A 19,277-nucleotide genomic window follows, 5' to 3' on the forward strand; every position below is an offset into this window, starting at 1 on the left:
ACATTTCTTCCCTTTTAGTCTGCTAAGCTGTAAAAACCCAAGTCACTTCAAGATGATGTATTTATAAAAGGCAAATGTATCATCTTGAGGTTGCTTGGGAGTTGATAACCATAAAACCAAATCGGCCAACTACCTTTCATCAAACCATACGTATAACACCAAAAAGGTAAGTTGGTACTTTCCCTCAAATTAATGCAACACAAGGAGGCGTTATGATTACCCATATAAGCCCCGCTGGTAGCATGGACTTGCTATCTCAACTAGAAGTAGAGCGCTTAAAGAACACAGCCTCGAGTGAACTTTATCAGCTGTACCGTAATTGCACATTAGCGGTGTTGAACTCCGGTAGCCATACCGATAACTCGAAAGAACTGCTCGATAAATACCAATCGTTTGATGTCAACGTCGTGCGTCGTGAGCGTGGTATTAAGCTTGAGCTGACTAATCCGCCAGAGCACGCTTTTGTTGACGGCGAAATAATTAAAGGTATCCAAGAGCATCTGTTCTCCGTATTGCGTGATATCGTTTACGTAAACATGCATTTGGCAGACGCCCAGCGGCTCAACCTTACTAACCCAATTCACATTACGAACCTCGTATTCGGCATTCTTCGTAATGCCAGAGCATTAACTCCAGGTATCGCACCGAATCTTGTCGTATGTTGGGGTGGTCACTCTATCAATGGAGTGGAGTATCAGTACACACGTGAAGTGGGTAACGAACTGGGCCTGCGTGAACTTAACATCTGCACAGGTTGCGGCCCTGGTGCAATGGAAGGGCCGATGAAAGGTGCAGCAATTGGGCACGCAAAGCAACGTTATACTCAGCAACGTTATCTTGGTTTAACCGAACCCTCGATTATTGCTGCCGAGCCACCAAACCCAATAGTAAATGAACTGGTCATCATGCCCGACATCGAAAAGCGCTTGGAAGCTTTCGTCCGTATGGCTCATGGTATCGTTATTTTCCCAGGAGGCCCGGGCACAGCGGAAGAGCTACTGTACATTCTTGGCATCATGATGCACCCGGATAACGCCGATCAGCCAATGCCTATCGTATTAACAGGACCAAAAGAGAGTGAAGAGTACTTCCGCTCTATTGATGAGTTCATTCGCGACACACTTGGTGAGGAAGGGCAAAAGCACTACGAGATCATCATTGACAACCCGGCAGAAGTCGCTCGTATTATGAAACGCTCCATGGACTCGGTACGCCTTCACCGAAAAGAGAAAGGCGATGCGTACAGCTTTAACTGGTCATTGAAAATTGAGCCAAACTTCCAACTACCATTCGAGCCTACTCATGAGTCGATGGAACAATTGGATTTAAGCCTAGATCAAGAACCGCAAGTTTTAGCGGCCAACTTGCGTCAAGCCTTCTCTGGCATAGTGGCAGGTAACGTAAAGGCTGAAGGCATTCGAGAAATAGAACGTAGAGGGCCTTTCACCATTCATGGCGACGCAGTCCTCATGAAAAAACTCGATAAGTTGCTAAAAGACTTTGTCGAACAGCACCGAATGAAATTACCTGGCGGTTCAGACTACGAACCGTGTTATCGAATCGCTCACCCGGAAATTGGTGGTCGATAGTCAGGCTAGCATTCGTTACACTAGGGGCATTACGCCCCTTTTTTATTGCTAAGTCATTATGTCTATTCATCTTGTTATCATTGATGCCCTAAACCTGATCCGCCGAGTGCACTCAGCACAACCAGATCCAACCGACATAGCAAGAACCATAACCACAACGCAAAGAACCCTCACTCGCATTCTGTCAGAGGCCAACCCGACACACATCATCGCAGTTTTTGATCACCACGAACAAGACAGAGGTTGGCGCGCTGAAATTCTCCCTGACTATAAGCAAAACCGAAAGCCAATGCCTCAGCCACTACTGCAAGGGTTAGATGCGATTCAACAAGCGTGGTGGGAGCAAGGTATTGATTCATTGCTTTCTGAAGGCGATGAAGCAGATGATTTGGTTGCTACACTCGCAACGAAAGTGGCCAGCCATGGTGAAAAAGTCACCATCGTTTCCACAGACAAAGGTTACTGCCAGCTACTTTCCCCTACCCTACAAATCCGTGATTATTTCCAACACCGTTGGTTAGATGAACCATTTATCGAAAAAGAGTTCGGCGTAAAACCAAATCAACTAGCGGACTACTGGGGATTGACAGGGATAAGCTCTAGCCAGGTTCCGGGCGTACCTGGAATTGGCCCGAAAGCAGCGAAAGAGATTCTCACTCAGTTTGAGAGTATTGAAGCTGCCTACGCTAGTGAAGACCTCGTACCGAAATACCGTAAAAAATTGGACGAGCACATTGAGTCTGCTCGTTTATGTAAACGCGTCGCCGCTTTAAAGTGCGATATCGAACTAGGCTTTAACTTGCAAGATATTCGCTTTTTAGGGCCAAACAAAGCGAAGTAGTGCCCGATGGAAGTTTCACACCATGAAATCCGGCAGATATTAAAAAAGCGCCATTTGAAGGCGCTTTTTCTATTCTAATCACTATTCCCAAAAGACTCGGGGAATAAAGTTAGTAAGGTGAAATATTCGACAGACATTGGATATGAATCGTGATCTCTTCACGATCATGATACAAATGTTTAGCTTGTAGCTTGAACTTTACCTTATTATCAATGAGGAACTGCTTCAGATTTTCAAGGTCTTGCAGCACTTCGTCATAACGCCCTTTCATTGGCAGCTTAAGGTTAAAGATGGCCTCTTTTGCCCAACCTTTTAACAGCCACTGTCCCATCAGGTGAGCAACACGAGCTGGCTTTTCCACCATGTCACAAACAATCCATGTTACGTTCTTGCGGTCTGGTTCGAACTTAAAACCATCCACCATATGGTGCTTGATCTGGCCAGTTTCCATCAAACTGTCTGCCATCATGCCGTTATCTACGCAGTGAACGAACATTGAGCGCTTCACTAATTGGTACGTCCAACCGCCTGGACATGCACCTAAATCCACACCCCACATACCTGGTGCCAAACGCTCATCCCACTCTTCACGTGGAATAAAGACATGAAATGCTTCTTCCAGTTTAAGTGTTGAACGACTTGGAGCGTCTGCTGGGAATTTAAGGCGAGGGATACCCATGAAGAACTGTGAGTTGTTGTCAGTGTAAGAGTAACCAACGTAACAGTGGCCAGGCTCAACAAAGCAAATGTGCAGTACTGGTTTTTTCGCGTTATCTTTGTTCAGCATTAAGCCTTTGCCGCGCAACGCTTGACGCATTGGGACGGTAAACTTACGGCAGAATTTCAGTAGCTCTTTCGCTTCATTTGTATCTGGCGTTTCAATTCTCAAATCACCACAACGAGGGAATGCTTCAATGTCTGCTAGTTCATTCAAAATTGGACTAATGCGGTCATCACTTGGCAACGATTGAAACTCAGCTGCTACCGCAAACATTTGTCGAGCAAAAATTAAAGACTTAAAGTCTAAACCTCTCGCAAGTTTGTCGGCATCTCCATCTTGGTAACACTCGAAGACAACATAACCTGAGTTTCTCTTCACACGAGGGAAGCCATACACTTCCAACTGTGTCGCTTTGTCCTGAATTTCACCAGCACACTCTTTCTCAAAGCCAGAACGGCAATAGAGCATTAGTTGTTTCACTTGGAGACCTCTTTGATATTGAACGCAGCAAAAAAGAACAGACACCAACCAATCATGAACAGTAATCCTCCCACAGGAGTAATTGGCCCAAACCACTTAATGCCCGTCAGCGCCAGCGCGTAAAGACTGCCGCTAAAACAAAAGATGCCGATAATAAAGCAAATCGCCGCAATGAAAAAATATTTTTGTGCTTTTTGTCCCAAATTGAGCAGAAGCAGAATGGCACAAAACACAATCGCCAACGTGTGAATAAATTGATACAGAACTCCGGTCTCAAATACACCGAGCAAATAAGGGGCCAGTGTCGCTTTTAGCCCATGAGCAGCAAATGCTCCAAGAGCGACCGAAATCAGCCCAGACAGAGCAGAGAATGAGAGTAACCACTTACTTTTCACTGTACACCTCTTTTATAAACGCCGCTAACTGCTCTATCGCGAGTGCAATGTTACCCACTTCAGTATGACCTGAGATCTTGCGCGGTTTGAAGCTGTGGTCACCATCAGGTAAAAAGCTCACCGTTACTTGTGACGAAAGGACGAAATCATCGAATTCCTCACGCTTACCAAAGGTGTCTCGTTCCCCTTGCAGAATCAGCGTAGGTTTCTCAATGGTTGCTAAGTGTTCGCCTTTGTATTTCTCTGGCTTTCCCGGCGGGTGAAATGGAAACCCTAAACAGGCAATGCCCGCCACCAGCTCATTTTCAGCCAACAAGCTCGACATACGACCGCCCATTGACTTACCACCAATAACCACGGGAGAAGAAGTAAAGTGAGCGATCACTTCGCTGTATGCTTCGAGCAACTTTGGCGCGCGATCGGGCGGACGCTTTTTGCCATCTTCCGAACGTTTCACCATGTAAGGGAAATTAAAACGCACTACACGAATACCTTGCTCCACTAATCCTTTGGCGACAGCTGTCATGAAGTCATGCTCCATCCCCGCACCTGCGCCGTGAGCAAAAATAAACAGCGGTCCGTTTTCAGGTCCCTCAGCTATCCAGTGATTCATCCAATACTTCCTCTTGTTCTTTTCTCGCGGTTGCTAACATCCAGTCTCTAAACGTTGCGATTCGGCCCATATCTGCCTGCTGTTCATGACACACCACATAGAATGCATTCTTAGATATCAACACCTCGTCGAATGGTGCAATGAGTCGTCCGGCTTCCATTTCAGGTTTGGCGAGTACGTTGTTACCGAGCGCGACCCCCTGACCGTGCGCAGCAGCCTGTAGCACCATCGTTGAGTGACTAAAAATAGGACCGTGGTTTACGTTGATGCCTTCAATGTTGTAATGACGAGCAAACTGCTTCCAGTCTTTACGCGAAGTATCGTGTAACAAAGTATGTAATTTGAGGTCACTTAAAGATTCTAATGGTTTGTTACCCAAAAGTAATGAAGGTGAACAAAGTGGGATCAAAAACTCTTGGTACAATTTATCTGCTCGCAAACCTGGCCAGTTCCCACGGCCATAGTAGATCGCCACATCAACATCATCAGTCAGTGAGCCTTCATCCATATCTACGGCTTTAATACGAACATCGATATCGGGCTCTTGAGCATTAAAATCGGCCAAACGAGGTACAAGCCATTGGATAGCAAAACTCGGCGGTAGGCTAATCGTCAATGCCCCTTTTTCGCTACGTTCCAACACCTTATCTGTCGCTTCCGCAATCGAGGTGAAAATATCTTTGATATCGAGAAAGTAACTTTGGCCTTCTTCTGTTAACAACAAAGAACGATTACGTCGACGGAAGAGCTTCAATGATAAGAACTCTTCAAGCGCTTTAATCTGGTGACTGACCGCGGCTTGAGTAACAAATAACTCTTCTGCTGCTCGTGTAAAACTGAGATGACGAGCAGCCGCTTCGAAGACTCGAAGCGAATTTAATGGAGGCAATCTGCGAGACATATGGGACCTCTAATAGGATTAGTTTTTTTAATCTGAAACATTATAAAATGTCCGTTGTCGAACAGCCAGATAAATTCTATATTTCACCCCGCAACACGGGCCTGAACGGCTTGATTTCTTTGGAAATCAATTGGCTTCGTTGTTGCGATGTTGTGTTTGCAAACTCGTATTTCGAGTTAGGTAGATTTCTACCATAATGTTTTGTCCACACTCCCTGTGACAAAACATATACTTCCTGTATTTATTTTTGACCTGTCTGTCAAATTTGTTACACCGCCTAAATTAGGCGGTGTTTTTTTTATCTATCAAAAATCTCATCCGCATATCTGGCAGCAATATCACTTTATTACTCTTCTTTCGGATTAATTATCGTTATATCAACACAAAGTGTATGGCTTTGCGATAAGCCTCAACATTATGCTAAGTAATGGTTGTCTGTAACGCGATCAAAAACAAAAAAGGCGCAAATTGATGTCTCAATTTGCGCCTTTTAACGTATTTTAACAGTCAGCTATGGACGGTAAACTTTTACGTTGCTGAAGCCTTGCTCTTGCAAGTAAAGCGCTTGCAGACGGCTCATCACACCGCGGTCACAGTAAAGTAGGTATGTCTTAGACTGGTCTAAGTCACCAAACTGTGTACCCAGCTTGTAGAAAGGGATATGTTTCACATCCACACCTTCGATTTCAAGTGGGTTATCGTCTTCCTCTTCAGGACTACGAATATCTAGCACAACCGCGTGCTCTTCTATCGCTTGAACTTGCTCTACTTCTGGTGCGGCTTGCTCAGACTCTTTCGCAATATCACGAATGTCCATCATGCGAGCTTCTTGAACCACTTGCTCAAGGATACTAAAGTCGAATTTCTCTTCTTCAGCTTCTAGCTTGCCTTTCACCGCTTTCACGGTTGGCTTCTTAGAGATAACACCACAGTATTCTGGCATTGTCTTCGCGAAATCTTCTGTGCCGATTTCACGTGCTAGATTGATGATGTCTTCTTTATCCCAGTTGATAAGTGGACGCAGAATCAGCGTGTCAGTTACGTTATCGATGTGGCGTAGATTGGTTAGCGTTTGGCTCGATACTTGACCTAGCGCTTCACCTGTTACCAATGCTTCGATCTTCATCTTCTGAGCGATCATGCCTGCTGCACGCATAAACATACGCTTCAAGATCACGCCCATTTGGCCGTCATCGACTTTCTCTAGGATTTCCGCAACCACAGGCTCGAAATCAACTGAGATAAAACGTACTTTTGCTGAAGAACCGTATTTGTTCCATAGGTAGTGAGAAACCTGCTTAACGCCGATTTCGTGTGCTGGACCACCTAAGTTAAAGAAGCAGTAATGTACTTTTGAACCACGCTTGATATGAAGATAGCTTGAAACACCAGAGTCGAAACCACCCGAGATCAGGCTTAACACGTCTTCTTGCGTACCCAGTGGGAAACCACCTAGGCCTTTATGACGAGACAATACTTGGTTTAGCTTGTCGTTCGAGACTTCTACCTTGATCGTCACGTCTGGGTTTCGTAGCTTAACACTAGCGCTTTCAATCGCTTGATTTAAACCACCGCCTACATAACGCTCTAGTTCAATAGAGGTAAAGTCATGCTTGCCACGACGCTTCGCACGTACAACAAAGGTTTTATTTTCGAGTGCAGCACGGTTGAGTTCTAGTACTTGCTCGAAGATATCGTGCAAGTCTTTAAATTCAGTTTGCTTCACTTCCAGTACGTGGTGAATGCCTGGTGTATGAGTCAAAACCTCAAGAACTTCAGCGTGGAATTCGTTACTCTCAGAGGTCACTTCAATGTGATCACGACGGTTAAATACCGCGACAGACTCCGTGCGGCTCTTAATGATGTTACGAATGTTGCACTCTAAAATCTTTGTGAAGCGCTTACGCACAGATTCACTTTTTACAAAAATTTCTGGATGGGGCTTTACAATAAATTTCATAGTCTAATTCGCAGGTTAGTTTCGCAATCAACAAAGAGTGACACTCAACTTCAATACTTCATACGCAGTAAAACCGCGTTTCAGTCACAAAAAGTAGTCTGAGCTCACTTTTAAGGCGCAAGATTATACACCCAAGCGGATTGGAAAAACAAAAAAAGCGAGCAATCTGCTCGCTTTCTTATCTCTTTACTGACTTAAAACTAAAGCCTAGTTATTGAATTACCGGCACTTCTTCACTGTAGAGAGGCTCGCCTTGCATAATGCTGATTTCAACCCGTCGGTTAAGCGCGCGATTGTCATCAGAATCATTCGGTAACAAGGGTTCCGTATCCGCCATGCCTCGTACTCTTAAACGTTGATGAGAGAAGCCTCTCACTTTCTCCATCTCTTGCGCGACTGATACTGCACGCTGAGAAGAGAGATCCCAGTTAGAACGATAAAGTTCCGAGTCTAGCGGTCGATTGTCTGTATGGCCAGATACTCGCACAATGCCTGGCACGTCTTTTACTAGCTCTGCAATCTGACGAACTAAAGGACGAAACTTAGGCTGCAAGAAGGCCGAACCTTCTGGGAATGCACCTTTTTCACGCATACGTATAACAATCTGCTGACCGAGGTTTTCAACTTCAATGGCGCCTTGTTCAATCTCTCGCTCTAAGGCTTTCTTGATGCTTTCCATCAAGGTTTCCATCTCTTTAGATTGCTGTTGTTGCATGTCCGCTTCGGCAGATTCATTGTTTTGAGTTGACGTTTCTGGCGATTGCCCACCCGTTAACTTGCCTTCATCACGTTTTGTGCCACCAGCTCGATCAGACTCCCCTTCATGAAATTCGAGCGTCTGCTGAGTGATGTCCATGGTTTGCTGCATGATGACATCAATCGGAGTTGGTTCCGGCCGACCCGGTCGAAACTCTTGGGCAATAATGCTAGTGCCTTTGGGAATGTCTTTCACTTCAAGCTGATTTTGCACACCGAAGGCAAATTTCATTGATCCTGCAATTTGTTTGAACTTCAGTACATCCATCTCAGAAAACGAGAGCAGAAGAACAAAGAAACACATCAGTAGCGACATCAAATCTGCGAATGTCCCCATCCATAACGGGAGGCCAGGTGGCGGACAATCGCATTTGTTATCTTCATCATCCATCACGACTCTCCAAGTTACTCGTCAATCTCAAGGGCACGTTTACCTTCATTGAGGTAGTTCTTCAAGTAACTATCGATCACTCGCGGGTTTTGGCCATCTTGAATCGCTAATACGCCATCCATGATCAAACGGCGATTTAGCGTTTCTTGGTCACGGCGAAGAGAAAGCTTATCCGCAATAGGGAAAAACACCATATTGGACAGGATCGCGCCATACAATGTGGTCAAGAGTGCAACGGCCATTGCTGGTCCAATCGCTTTAGGGTCATCCATGTTTGAAAGCATCGCAACAAGACCAACCAAGGTGCCAATCATTCCCATTGCAGGAGCAACGTCGCCAAAGGCGCGAAATACACCAGTACCTTGCGTATGTCGTTCATCTGTAAGCGCGATGTCTTTTTTGAGTGCCGCTCTCACAACGTCGGCATCATGGCCATCAACCAGTAGATCAATGCCTTTCTGCATGAATGTGTTGTTTATTTCCATCTCTTCAAGAGCAAGAAAACCACCTTTACGCGCCGCATCGGCCATTTCCACAATTTTTGCGATCAGGTCTTCGGGTTCATCCGCTTTAAACATGAAAGCTTTGCCTGCAATCTTTGTCGCACCAAAAAACTGTCCCATTGTGAACTTCATCAACACGACGAATATTGAGCCACCAACGACAATAAGGATCGACGTGACATCGACAAACATGCCGATGCTGCCACCAAGCACCATCGCCATAATGACGAATGCAAAACCACCAATCAAACCTAATAGGGTTGCTAAATCCACAAAGCACTCCTCACGCTATACTCAAATACTGCCATTGGGCGGATTATTACCTGTATCGACAACTCGCGCAGAATTTTTAGAAAAATCTTAGCTAATGGATCACAAATTACACCTAACAACCTCAACCAAAATATGGGGTTTCACCGCTTAGACTCGTTGAACGCTAATTTTGTGACAATTATATAAGGTTAAATTTGACCAAGTTACTAGGCTAAGGTAACTTTCGTGCATCTTACCCGAGGCTTGATTAAGGCAGAAAAAAGATGGCGGTCAAGAAACCAGAAAACATGACCTTTGAAGCAACCATTGAAGAGCTTGATAGCTTGGTTGATCAATTAGAAAATGGCGATCTTGCTCTAGATGATGCCCTGCGTAAGTTTGAACGAGGCATTGCCTTAGCTCGTGCAGGCCAAACTAAATTAAGCGACGCCGAACAGCGCGTGAGCATTCTTCTTAATGAAGATGATGAAGCACCACTGAGTGACTTCAAACCAGATTCAGAATAACAATCAGTAGTGAGCAATGTGATGCAACAGACATTGACGTCTTTTCAACAAAGAAACAATCAGCAATTGAATTTGTGGCTCGATCAGCTTCCATATCAAGAGCAGCCATTGATTCAAGCAATGAAATACGGCCTTTTGCTAGGTGGAAAACGCGTTCGCCCTTTTCTTGTTTACATCACAGGTCAAATGCTCGGCTGTAAACCTGAAGACTTAGACACCCCCGCCGCTGCTATCGAATGTATACATGCCTACTCACTCATTCATGATGATCTGCCAGCCATGGACGATGATGAACTGCGTCGAGGTCAACCAACTTGTCATATTAAGTTTGATGAAGCAACCGCAATACTGACAGGTGACGCACTACAAACTCTTGCCTTCACTATTATTGCTGATGGTCAATTAAGCCCGGCGGCTGAAGCTCAACGCATCAGCATGATCAAAGCCTTAGCGCATTCCTCTGGTGCCAGCGGCATGTGTGTAGGGCAAGCCTTAGATTTAGGCGCGGAAAATCGCCAAGTTTCTCTTGAAGAAATGGAAGAGATACACCGTAAAAAAACCGGAGCTCTGATTGATTGTGCGGTAAAATTAGGTGCATTAGCTGCTGGTGAGAAAGGTATCGAGGTTCTACCTCAATTGGAGCGCTACTCAAAAGCAATTGGTTTGGCGTTTCAGGTTCAAGACGATATTCTTGATATCATCAGTGACACAGAAACACTGGGTAAGCCTCAAGGTTCCGACCAAGGTCTGAATAAGAGCACTTATCCTTCCCTGCTGGGTTTAGAGGGAGCCATAGAGAAAGCTCACACTCTGTTACAGGAAGCACTTCAAGCATTGGAAGCTATCCCATACAATACTCAGTTACTCGAAGAGTTCGCCCGATATGTCATCGAGCGCAAAAATTAACACTATAAGCGCGCATTTATATGACTCTTGATATTTCAAAGTACCCAACACTGGCGTTAGCAAATACACCGGAAGAATTACGTCTTCTTCCGAAAGAAACATTACCAAATCTGTGTGATGAACTGCGAACGTATCTGCTAAATTCAGTGAGCCAATCTAGCGGACACTTAGCGTCTGGCTTAGGCACCGTAGAGCTAACTGTCGCTCTGCATTATGTTTACAACACCCCTATCGACAAATTGATTTGGGATGTTGGTCATCAGGCTTACCCGCACAAAATCCTCACCGGACGTCGCGATAAAATGCCAACAATTCGCCAAAAGGATGGTCTACACCCTTTCCCCTGGCGTGAAGAAAGTGAATATGACACGTTGTCTGTCGGTCACTCTTCGACATCTATCAGTGCAGGTCTTGGCTTGGCCATCAGCGCACAAAAAGAAGGCAAAGGCCGTAAAATTGTCAGTGTGATTGGCGATGGCGCAATTACAGCAGGCATGGCATTCGAAGCCATGAACCACGCTGGCGACGTTCATCCTGATATGTTGGTGATTTTGAACGACAACGAAATGTCGATTTCAGAAAACGTCGGCGCCCTGAATAACCACCTTGCAAAGGTACTTTCTGGTAGCTTATACACTTCTATCCGTGAAGGCGGCAAGAAAGTGCTGTCTGGTGTTCCACCTATTAAAGAGTTGGTTCGCCGTACGGAAGAGCACCTAAAAGGCATGGTAGTGCCTGGTACTCTATTCGAAGAATTCGGCTTTAATTACATTGGCCCGATTGATGGGCACGACGTCAATGAACTCGTCAAAACGCTAAAAAACATGCGTGAGCTCAAAGGTCCTCAGTTCTTACACATCATGACCAAGAAAGGCAAAGGTTATGAGCCTGCCGAGAAAGATCCTATCGGCTACCATGGTGTTCCTAAATTCGATCCAACGCATAACTGTCTACCGAAAAGCAGTGGCGGTAAGCCAACTTACTCAAAGATCTTTGGTGACTTTTTATGTGACATGGCGGCCCAAGATCCTAAGCTAATGGCAATTACGCCAGCAATGCGCGAAGGATCAGGTATGGTGCGTTTCTCAAAAGAGTACCCAGACCAATACTTTGATGTGGCGATTGCTGAGCAGCACGCGGTGACACTGGCAACAGGCATGGCAATTGCGGGCGATCATCCAATCGTTGCTATCTATTCGACTTTCTTGCAACGTGGTTATGACCAATTGATCCACGACATCGCGATCATGGACTTACCAGTGATGTTTGCGATCGACCGCGCAGGTCTCGTTGGCGCAGATGGTCAAACTCACCAAGGTGCGTTCGATTTGAGCTTTATGCGCTGTATTCCGAACATGGTGATCATGGCGCCAAGCGACGAAAACGAGTGCCGACAAATGCTTTACACTGGCCATAAGCATTCTGGCCCGAGTGCGGTTCGATACCCTCGTGGTAGCGGCATGGGCGTAGAAATCGAAACTGAGTTTACGGCGTTAGAAATCGGTAAAGGGCGCATGGTTCGCCAAGGTGAAAAAGTTGCTATTCTGAACTTTGGTACTTTCTTGGGCAACGCGCTAGAAGCGGCAGAATACCTTAACGCCACTGTTGCTGATATGCGCTTTGTGAAGCCGCTCGATGAGGCATTGATTCGTCAACTAGCCGCAGATCATGACGTGCTCGTGACGTTAGAAGAAAATGTTATCGCGGGTGGTGCTGGCGCTGGTGTCGTTGAGTTCATGATGAAAGATAAAATCATTAAACCTGTGTTGAACCTAGGTTTACCAGATGAGTTTATTCATCAGGGAACACAAGATGAACTGCATGAAGAGCTTGGTCTCGATGCAAAAGGAATTGAAAAGTCCATCTTGGATTATTTAGCAAAATAGAATGTAAAAAGGGATGTTCATAGCATCCCTTTTTTACGTTCAGTGTTTAGTTCATCCAGCCCGCATATTTTGCGACTAGAAACAGGGCAACACCGGCCATAACTCCCGCCACGATATCATCAACCATAATACCCAGCCCACCGTGAACTCGCTTGTCTAGCCACCCAATTGGCCAAGGTTTTACCATATCGAAAAAACGAAATAAGATGAAGCCAGTGATCAACCACTTCCATTCAGTGAGTGGAATATTCAGTGCAGGTACAATGCTCATCGTAATCCAAAAGCCTGCAAACTCATCCCATACGATTGAACCATGATCATGCACCTTCATGTCTGCAGACGTCACTTGGCATATTTGAATGCCGATCACACACGAAATCAGAACAACAATGACATACGCCGTAAATGGTAATTGTGCCAACAACAAAAAGAAAGGCACGGCCGCCAGTGTGCCCATTGTTCCAGGGATAAACGGGGATAATCCACTGCCAAAACCCGTCGCCAATAGATGCCACGGGTTCTTTAATGAAATCAGAGAAAGAGGGTTGGTCATATCCTTAAACCTATACTGCTAGTTTGGTTTCAATCGTCATGCCTGTGAGTTGCTCAATAGTAACAGGCTCTTGGCTAGAGCTTAGCTTAGATCATTTAAAGTGGTCGAAGCCACTTAAGTCCCAATCAAGTGGTTGATTGTTATCATGCAGCTCGAAGGTTCCATTTGGTCGGATTTGACCAATACATGTGACCTTACAGCCAGTATGAGATAAAGCGCTTTGTAACGAGCCTCGATTTTGCTCCGGCACGGTAAAACACAACTCGTATTCTTCGCCACTTGCTAAAGCATACTGCTGCGCGCTGATCTTATCATCTAAAAACTGGACTAATTCTGAAGAGATCGGTAGCTGAGAGACATCAATACTCACCCCAACCTGAGATCGCTGTAAAATGTGCTTAATATCAGAGATTAAACCATCTGAAATATCTATCGCCGACGAGGCTAAGCCAACAAGAGCTTGTCCAGCAAGCACACGCGGAGAACTAAGGTAATGAGCTCGCTCTAGTGCTTCCGCGCCGGCTCTGCTTCGCAGAGAGTCATCTAGAATCACATCCAAGCCAGCTTTTGCATCGCCAAGGTTTCCCGTTACATATACCCAATCCCCAGGCTTTGCGCCGGAACGTGTGAGAGCTTTACCTTCAGGTACAAAACCTTGCACCGTGAGTGTCAGACACAATGGCCCTTTGGTGGTATCACCGCCTATTAACTGAATACCATAGTAATCAGCCAGTTCGAAAAATGCATCACAGAAAGGTGCAAGCCATTCTTCATCTGGCTCGGGCATCGTTAATGCAAAGCTCACCCATGCAGGCGTTGCTCCCATCGCTGCCAAATCACTGATGTTAGAAGCCAATGCTTTGTGTGCGACCCATGCTGGGTTCGCGTCGGCTAAGAAATGCGTTCCAGCTACCAATGTATCCGTGCTAATCGCAATCTGAACATTAGCTGGCGCTTTGACCAAAGCACAATCATCACCAGCGGCTAGATGGACATCTTTACGTTGGCTCTGACGACCGACGAAGTACTTGTCTATCAGATTAAATTCACCAGACATAATTCACTTACTTTTTGATGTAAAAGCTTTTGATACAAAAAAGGTCAGCATGTGCTGACCTTTTCATTGAAGAAATCGTTATTTCTTACGAATGTGAGGTGCTGCTTTATCAAGTACACCATTCACAAACTTGTGGCTATCTTCTGCTGCGAAAACTTTTGCAAGTTCAATCGCTTCATTGATAACAACTTTGTAAGGAACATCTTCGCGACGAGTCATCTCGTACATAGCAAGGCGAAGAAGAGCAAGTTCCATCATATCTAAATCCTGCATAGGACGAGAGATGTATGGACGAATTTTGCTATCTAGCTCAGCGTGGCTAAGTACAACACCGCTTAATAGTTCACGGAAGTAAGCTACGTCTGTCTCTGGAGCAGCAAGCGCTGGCTCAGATGCATGAAGTTCTTCTTCATCGTATTTGTCGCCAGACAAAAACTGTTCTTCAATCTTGGCAACATTCTCTTTAGTAATTTGCCATGAGTAGATCGCCTGTAGAGCGAATTGACGTGCGTTACGACGTGCGGCTGGTTTCACACTGGCCCCCATTAGGAATCAATTTCAGATAGTACATTAATCATTTCAAGTGCGCTTAGTGCAGCCTCTGCACCTTTATTACCAGCCTTGGTTCCTGCGCGTTCAATCGCTTGATCGATCGTATCAACAGTCAAAACACCAAATGCTACTGGAATGCTGAATTCCATAGACACTTGTGCTAGACCTTTGTTCATTTCACTACAAACATAGTCAAAGTGAGGCGTTCCACCGCGAATAACAGACCCTAGAGAAACAATAGCGTCGAATTTGCCAGTTTTAGCAACACGCTGAGCTACTAGAGGTAGTTCTACGGCACCTGGACAACGCACAACCGTGATGTTGTCTTCGCTTACTTGTCCGTGACGCTTTAGTGTATCGATCGCACCAGAAAGTAGGCTTTCGTTAATAAAACTGTTGAAACGAGAAATAACGATAGCAATTTTTGCATTTGGCGCTGGGAAGCCACCCTCGATCACTTTCATAAGCTTTCCTTTAACTCTATTTATAAGTGAAATATGTTCATCAAGTGAGAATCGCCGGATTCTAGCACAAATTTGTGAGCAATATCTAATGGAAATTGGAGGCAAATCACCGGTTCCTAGCCATTGACGAGTTAAGCACGTCAAAGACTAGGAACTTATTGTTCGGTTGTTACTCGCAGACGTACTCAACAACGTTCAGACCAAAACCACCTAACGCGTGGTACTTTTTGTTGGTCGATGACAGAAGGCGCATATCATGTACACCGAGATCCGCAAGAATCTGTGAACCAACGCCAACACGGCGAGACGTGCCTTGTTTTTTAGCAAGCGTTGGGGCTTCACCTTTGTCTTGCGCTTCGAACATCTTCACGCGATGAATAAGTAGATCGGTCGATTCTTCATGGCCAAGAACAACCAGCACACCGCCTTCTTCACCAATGCGTTTCATTGCCTTATCTAGTGTCCAGCTGCGCTCTGCATTACGATCGCTACGTAGTAAGTCGGTAAAAACGTCTTGAAGATGAACGCGAACCAGTGGCGCTTTTTCTTTCAAATCGCCCTTGCACATTGCGTAGTGCACTTGGTTATCAATGGTGTCTTTGTAAGTGACTAACGTGAACTCGCCAAACTCTGTCGGTAGCTTGCACTCTGCCACACGTTCAATCGTTGTCTCAGTGTTATTGCGGTACTCAATTAGGTCGGCAATAGTGCCCAATTTAATACCGTGCTTCTCTGCAAAGATCTCTAGATCTGGGCGACGAGCCATGGTGCCGTCGTCATTTAAGATCTCAACAATCACCGATGCTGGCTCTAAACCAGCAAGACGAGCCAAATCACAGCCAGCTTCAGTGTGACCTGCGCGAGTCAGTACACCGCCGTCTTGAGCTGCGAGAGGGAAGATGTGACCAGGCTGCACCAAATCCGCAGCTTTAGCGTTTGGCGCGACTGCTGCTTGAACGGTACGTGCGCGATCTGCGGCTGAAATACCAGTCGTTACCCCTTCTGCTGCCTCAATCGAAACAGTAAAGTTGGTGGTGTATTGCGCATTATTGTCTTGCACCATTGGTGGCAGACCTAGGCTTTCGCAACGATCTTTGGTCATGGTTAAACAAATCAGGCCACGGCCATAGGTTGCCATAAAGTTGATGGCTTCCGGCGTAATATGCTCGGCAGCCATGATCAAGTCACCTTCATTCTCGCGGTCTTCATCATCCATTAGGATGACCATTTTGCCTGCGCGAATATCATCAATAATTTCTTGTGGCGTACTGATTGGCATAGTCTGTTATCCCGTTATTCTAAATTTGTTATTGCGACAGCAATGAAAAATTACGTTGCAGTGAATGCTAGTTAGGTCAATAGTTTGAGCTTTGCATTAAGCAAGTCAATGAATCTCGCGGTGTTCTGTGAGTCTGCTCTTTATCGCATGCCTCACGCAGCCACTCCCAAGACTTATGCAAAACCGTTTTGCTGTAAAAAGTCCATCGTGATACGAGACTCGGCCTTATCTTCTTGTTGTCCTTGCAGTAAACGCTCCATATAACGCGCAAGTACATCAACTTCTAAGTTGACTTTGCGCCCCACTTGAAACTGGTCAATCGTAGTTTCTTCACTCGTATGAGGAACGATCGTCAGCTTAAAAGCATTTTTACGTAAGTCGTTGACGGTTAGGCTAATACCATCAACAGTAATCGAGCCTTTCTCTGCAACGTACTTGCTAATTTCCGCAGGCATTGCAACCCAAAACTCTATCGCACGGCCAACTGAATTGCGTTCGACAATTTCACCAACCCCATCGACATGGCCAGAAACGATATGTCCACCCAATCGCGTTGTTGGCAACATGGCTTTTTCTAGATTCACCTTATCGCCTACTTGGTAATCAGCAAACCCAGTTTTCTTCAAGGTTTCTAATGACAGATCAGCACTGTAATAGTGGCTTCCGAAGTCAACTACCGTTAAGCAAACACCATTGGTCGCAATGCTATCGCCTAACTTAACGTCTGACATATCAAGCGTACCCGTTTCAACCGTGACGGTGATGTCTTCGCCCTTCGGCGTAATCGCAGCTAACTTGCCCACTGCTTCTACTATTCCTGTAAACATACTATTTCTTATCTAATTTCATTACGTTTTATGGTGGCGGTGATGCGAATGTCTACCCCAACCATACGAACGTCTGTAATGTTTAAATCTATGACGTCAGCCATAGCGCTTAACCCTAAAGCACCGATAAGCCCCCGACCATCGCTGCCCATGAGTTTTGGCGCAAGGTAAACAATGAGCTCATCTACAAGATTAGCCTTTATCATCGCACTCGCTAGCGTAGCTCCAGCTTCAACCCATAAGTGATTGATGTGGTGCTCATCCGAGATACGTTTTAATGTCGTTGATAAGTCAATTTGGTCAGCGCTGTCCAATAGAGGGATACAGTCTCCATCAGAGCGAACAATAACTCGTTCTCCATCGGTATGGAACAGCTTGAGCGCATCAGTTAAATGGTTCTGACGGTCTAAGATTACACGTACTGGTTGACGAAGCTCTTCTTGTAAATACTGCGCTTGAACACTATTAGGTAAGTCATCCCAGCGCACATTGAGTGATGCATTATCATCAATCACCGTTTTGCTAGTAGAAAGAATGCCACCACTTATCGCTCGATAACGCTGCACATCTTGGCGGGCCGCTGGGGAGGTGATCCATTGGCTCTGACCATTACTGAGTGCGCTTTGCCCATCCAAACTGGCTGCCATTTTTAATTGAACAAACGGCATGCCTGTACGCATGTACTTTATAAAACCAGGGTTAAGGGCAAGGGCATCTTGCTCTAACAAGCCGATTTGTACTTCAACTCCGGCATCACGCAACATCTGGATGCCGCGACCTGCAACTTTCGGATTTGGGTCTACCATGGCGCAAACCACACGTGCCACTTTGGCTTTAATCAGCCCTTCGGCACATGGCGGTGTACGGCCGTAATGAGAGCAAGGTTCTAGCGTCACATAAGCGGTTGCACCAACCGCTTTTTCACCCGCCATGCGCATCGCGTGCACTTCGGCATGCGGCTCACCAGCACGATGGTGATAGCCTTCACCGACAATTTCTTCATCACGAACGATGACACACCCTACATTTGGATTAGGGGCGGTGGTGTAAATGCCACGTTTCGCTAACTTAATAGCTCGTGACATCATGGCGAAATCTAAATCAGAAAACGCTCTTTCAGGAGTGTGTTGAGTCATGAGCTACTCAGTCTTCTAGGCGGGCAATCTCTTCGCCAAACTCGCGAATATCTTCAAAGCTGCGGTAAACGGAAGCGAAACGAATGTAAGCCACCTTATCGAGCTCTTTGAGCTGGTCCATGACTAAATTACCAATCATTTCACTCGGAACCTCTCGCTCACCCGTCGCACGCAGTTGTGATTTGATCATACTGATCGCTAACTCTATAGAATCGGCACTCACTGGGCGTTTCTCTAAAGCGCGTTGAATACCGCCAACCATTTTATCTTCATCAAATGGTTCACGGTTGCCATTCGATTTGATCACTTTAGGCATCACTAACTCTGCGCTTTCAAACGTAGTGAAACGCTCGCTACACGCCAAGCACTGACGGCGACGTCGAACTTGATGGCCATCAGCCACTAAGCGGGAATCAATAACTTTGGTATCGTTCTCGGAACAAAAAGGACAATGCATATCACCTCCATATCTATACCAAAATAACCTCATGAGCAATCACGGATAACCACGCGTTCATGGTTATACGGACTCTATTAAAGCTATTTGGGTATAACGCTTTCAAACCGAAATAAAAGCTCATGTAGTGTAGCGGAATTGGTATGTTAGACAAAGTAAATTACCACCTTCTAAAGAAGGTGGCTTTGTGTGAGCCCCCTAAAAGGGGGCCTTTGTTTAGTCCAGCGCCAA

Annotated in this window: 20 protein-coding genes; 5 read left to right on the forward strand and 15 right to left on the reverse strand. The window is 45.6% G+C overall.

The window, feature by feature from the left end; genetic code table 11:
• The first annotated feature begins 212 nt into the window (after positions 1 to 212).
• Together ppnN and xni are read left to right on the forward strand one after the other, a co-directional pair.
• A complete protein-coding gene (ppnN, locus tag R7E51_RS19335; RefSeq protein ID WP_047102074.1) occupies positions 213 to 1,589 on the forward strand; it encodes a nucleotide 5'-monophosphate nucleosidase PpnN in 1,377 nt (458 codons plus the stop codon).
• Between the two features lie 58 nt (positions 1,590 to 1,647).
• On the forward strand, positions 1,648 to 2,430 hold the full coding sequence (gene xni, locus R7E51_RS19340) for a flap endonuclease Xni (RefSeq protein ID WP_025768895.1): 783 nt from the start codon (positions 1,648 to 1,650) through the stop codon (positions 2,428 to 2,430).
• Between the two features lie 109 nt (positions 2,431 to 2,539).
• Here xni and rlmM read toward each other — a convergent pair whose 3' ends face one another.
• From rlmM to pomA, 7 genes are all read right to left on the reverse strand, one after another.
• Positions 2,540 to 3,631, reverse strand: coding sequence for a 23S rRNA (cytidine(2498)-2'-O)-methyltransferase RlmM (rlmM, locus tag R7E51_RS19345; protein ID WP_017820611.1), 1,092 nt, complete (start codon positions 3,629 to 3,631; stop codon positions 2,540 to 2,542).
• Positions 3,628 to 4,026: a DUF423 domain-containing protein gene (locus R7E51_RS19350; protein WP_042521214.1), complete on the reverse strand. Its 399-nt coding sequence runs from the start codon at positions 4,024 to 4,026 to the stop codon at positions 3,628 to 3,630. The genes rlmM and R7E51_RS19350 overlap by 4 nt, the downstream gene beginning before the upstream one ends.
• The gene (locus R7E51_RS19355; protein ID WP_005383614.1) at positions 4,016 to 4,639 is read right to left on the reverse strand and encodes an alpha/beta fold hydrolase; all 624 of its coding nucleotides are present in this window, start codon (positions 4,637 to 4,639) and stop codon (positions 4,016 to 4,018) included. The genes R7E51_RS19350 and R7E51_RS19355 overlap by 11 nt, the downstream gene beginning before the upstream one ends.
• Positions 4,620 to 5,540: a transcriptional regulator GcvA gene (locus R7E51_RS19360; protein ID WP_005383616.1), complete on the reverse strand. Its 921-nt coding sequence runs from the start codon at positions 5,538 to 5,540 to the stop codon at positions 4,620 to 4,622. The genes R7E51_RS19355 and R7E51_RS19360 overlap by 20 nt, the downstream gene beginning before the upstream one ends.
• A gap of 511 nt (positions 5,541 to 6,051) precedes the next feature.
• The gene (gene thiI, locus R7E51_RS19365) at positions 6,052 to 7,500 is read right to left on the reverse strand and encodes a tRNA uracil 4-sulfurtransferase ThiI (protein WP_042521212.1); all 1,449 of its coding nucleotides are present in this window, start codon (positions 7,498 to 7,500) and stop codon (positions 6,052 to 6,054) included.
• Positions 7,501 to 7,711: 211 nt separating this feature from the next.
• Positions 7,712 to 8,647 carry a flagellar motor protein MotB gene (locus R7E51_RS19370; RefSeq protein WP_206958415.1) on the reverse strand — a complete coding sequence of 312 codons (936 nt, stop codon included), beginning with the start codon at positions 8,645 to 8,647 and terminating at the stop codon, positions 7,712 to 7,714.
• A gap of 14 nt (positions 8,648 to 8,661) precedes the next feature.
• On the reverse strand, positions 8,662 to 9,423 hold the full coding sequence (gene pomA, locus R7E51_RS19375; protein WP_005381564.1) for a flagellar motor protein PomA: 762 nt from the start codon (positions 9,421 to 9,423) through the stop codon (positions 8,662 to 8,664).
• A 263-nt stretch (positions 9,424 to 9,686) separates the two neighbouring features.
• On the opposite strand from pomA, the gene xseB reads away from it, so the two are divergent.
• The 3 genes from xseB to dxs are packed head-to-tail and all read left to right on the forward strand — an operon-like array spanning position 9,687 to position 12,721.
• Positions 9,687 to 9,929, forward strand: a complete 243-nt coding sequence (gene xseB, locus R7E51_RS19380; RefSeq protein ID WP_017635682.1) for an exodeoxyribonuclease VII small subunit — start codon at positions 9,687 to 9,689, stop codon at positions 9,927 to 9,929.
• A gap of 21 nt (positions 9,930 to 9,950) precedes the next feature.
• Complete coding sequence (gene ispA / locus R7E51_RS19385; RefSeq protein WP_017635683.1) at positions 9,951 to 10,835, forward strand: (2E,6E)-farnesyl diphosphate synthase; 885 nt, start codon at positions 9,951 to 9,953, stop codon at positions 10,833 to 10,835.
• A 20-nt stretch (positions 10,836 to 10,855) separates the two neighbouring features.
• Positions 10,856 to 12,721: a 1-deoxy-D-xylulose-5-phosphate synthase gene (gene dxs, locus R7E51_RS19390; RefSeq protein WP_206958413.1), complete on the forward strand. Its 1,866-nt coding sequence runs from the start codon at positions 10,856 to 10,858 to the stop codon at positions 12,719 to 12,721.
• Positions 12,722 to 12,767: 46 nt separating this feature from the next.
• On the opposite strand, the gene pgpA is transcribed toward dxs, so the two are convergent.
• The 8 genes from pgpA to nrdR all read right to left on the reverse strand — a co-directional run bounded on the left by pgpA (position 12,768) and on the right by nrdR (position 19,046).
• Positions 12,768 to 13,274 carry a phosphatidylglycerophosphatase A gene (gene pgpA / locus R7E51_RS19395; protein ID WP_031780838.1) on the reverse strand — a complete coding sequence of 169 codons (507 nt, stop codon included), beginning with the start codon at positions 13,272 to 13,274 and terminating at the stop codon, positions 12,768 to 12,770.
• Between the two features lie 91 nt (positions 13,275 to 13,365).
• Positions 13,366 to 14,331 carry a thiamine-phosphate kinase gene (gene thiL / locus R7E51_RS19400; RefSeq protein ID WP_167415050.1) on the reverse strand — a complete coding sequence of 322 codons (966 nt, stop codon included), beginning with the start codon at positions 14,329 to 14,331 and terminating at the stop codon, positions 13,366 to 13,368.
• Positions 14,332 to 14,409: 78 nt separating this feature from the next.
• Positions 14,410 to 14,877 (reverse strand): transcription antitermination factor NusB, encoded by a 468-nt coding sequence (gene nusB / locus R7E51_RS19405; RefSeq protein WP_005381571.1) that lies wholly within the window; start codon positions 14,875 to 14,877, stop codon positions 14,410 to 14,412.
• A complete protein-coding gene (ribH, locus tag R7E51_RS19410; RefSeq protein WP_005381572.1) occupies positions 14,877 to 15,347 on the reverse strand; it encodes a 6,7-dimethyl-8-ribityllumazine synthase in 471 nt (156 codons plus the stop codon). Before ribH ends, nusB begins: the two co-directional genes overlap by 1 nt.
• A 169-nt stretch (positions 15,348 to 15,516) precedes the next feature.
• The gene (gene ribBA / locus R7E51_RS19415; protein WP_005381573.1) at positions 15,517 to 16,626 is read right to left on the reverse strand and encodes a bifunctional 3,4-dihydroxy-2-butanone-4-phosphate synthase/GTP cyclohydrolase II; all 1,110 of its coding nucleotides are present in this window, start codon (positions 16,624 to 16,626) and stop codon (positions 15,517 to 15,519) included.
• 173 nt (positions 16,627 to 16,799) lie between these two features.
• The gene (locus tag R7E51_RS19420; protein WP_005383626.1) at positions 16,800 to 17,453 is read right to left on the reverse strand and encodes a riboflavin synthase; all 654 of its coding nucleotides are present in this window, start codon (positions 17,451 to 17,453) and stop codon (positions 16,800 to 16,802) included.
• Positions 17,454 to 17,461: 8 nt separating this feature from the next.
• Positions 17,462 to 18,589, reverse strand: coding sequence for a bifunctional diaminohydroxyphosphoribosylaminopyrimidine deaminase/5-amino-6-(5-phosphoribosylamino)uracil reductase RibD (gene ribD / locus R7E51_RS19425; protein ID WP_158157276.1), 1,128 nt, complete (start codon positions 18,587 to 18,589; stop codon positions 17,462 to 17,464).
• Between the two features lie 7 nt (positions 18,590 to 18,596).
• A complete protein-coding gene (gene nrdR, locus R7E51_RS19430; protein ID WP_005381578.1) occupies positions 18,597 to 19,046 on the reverse strand; it encodes a transcriptional regulator NrdR in 450 nt (149 codons plus the stop codon).
• Between the last annotated feature and the right edge of the window lie 231 nt (positions 19,047 to 19,277).

Origin of the sequence: Vibrio sp. Vb1166, assembly GCF_033338695.1 — a bacterium.
Classification (GTDB): Bacteria; Pseudomonadota; Gammaproteobacteria; order Enterobacterales; family Vibrionaceae; genus Vibrio; species Vibrio alginolyticus.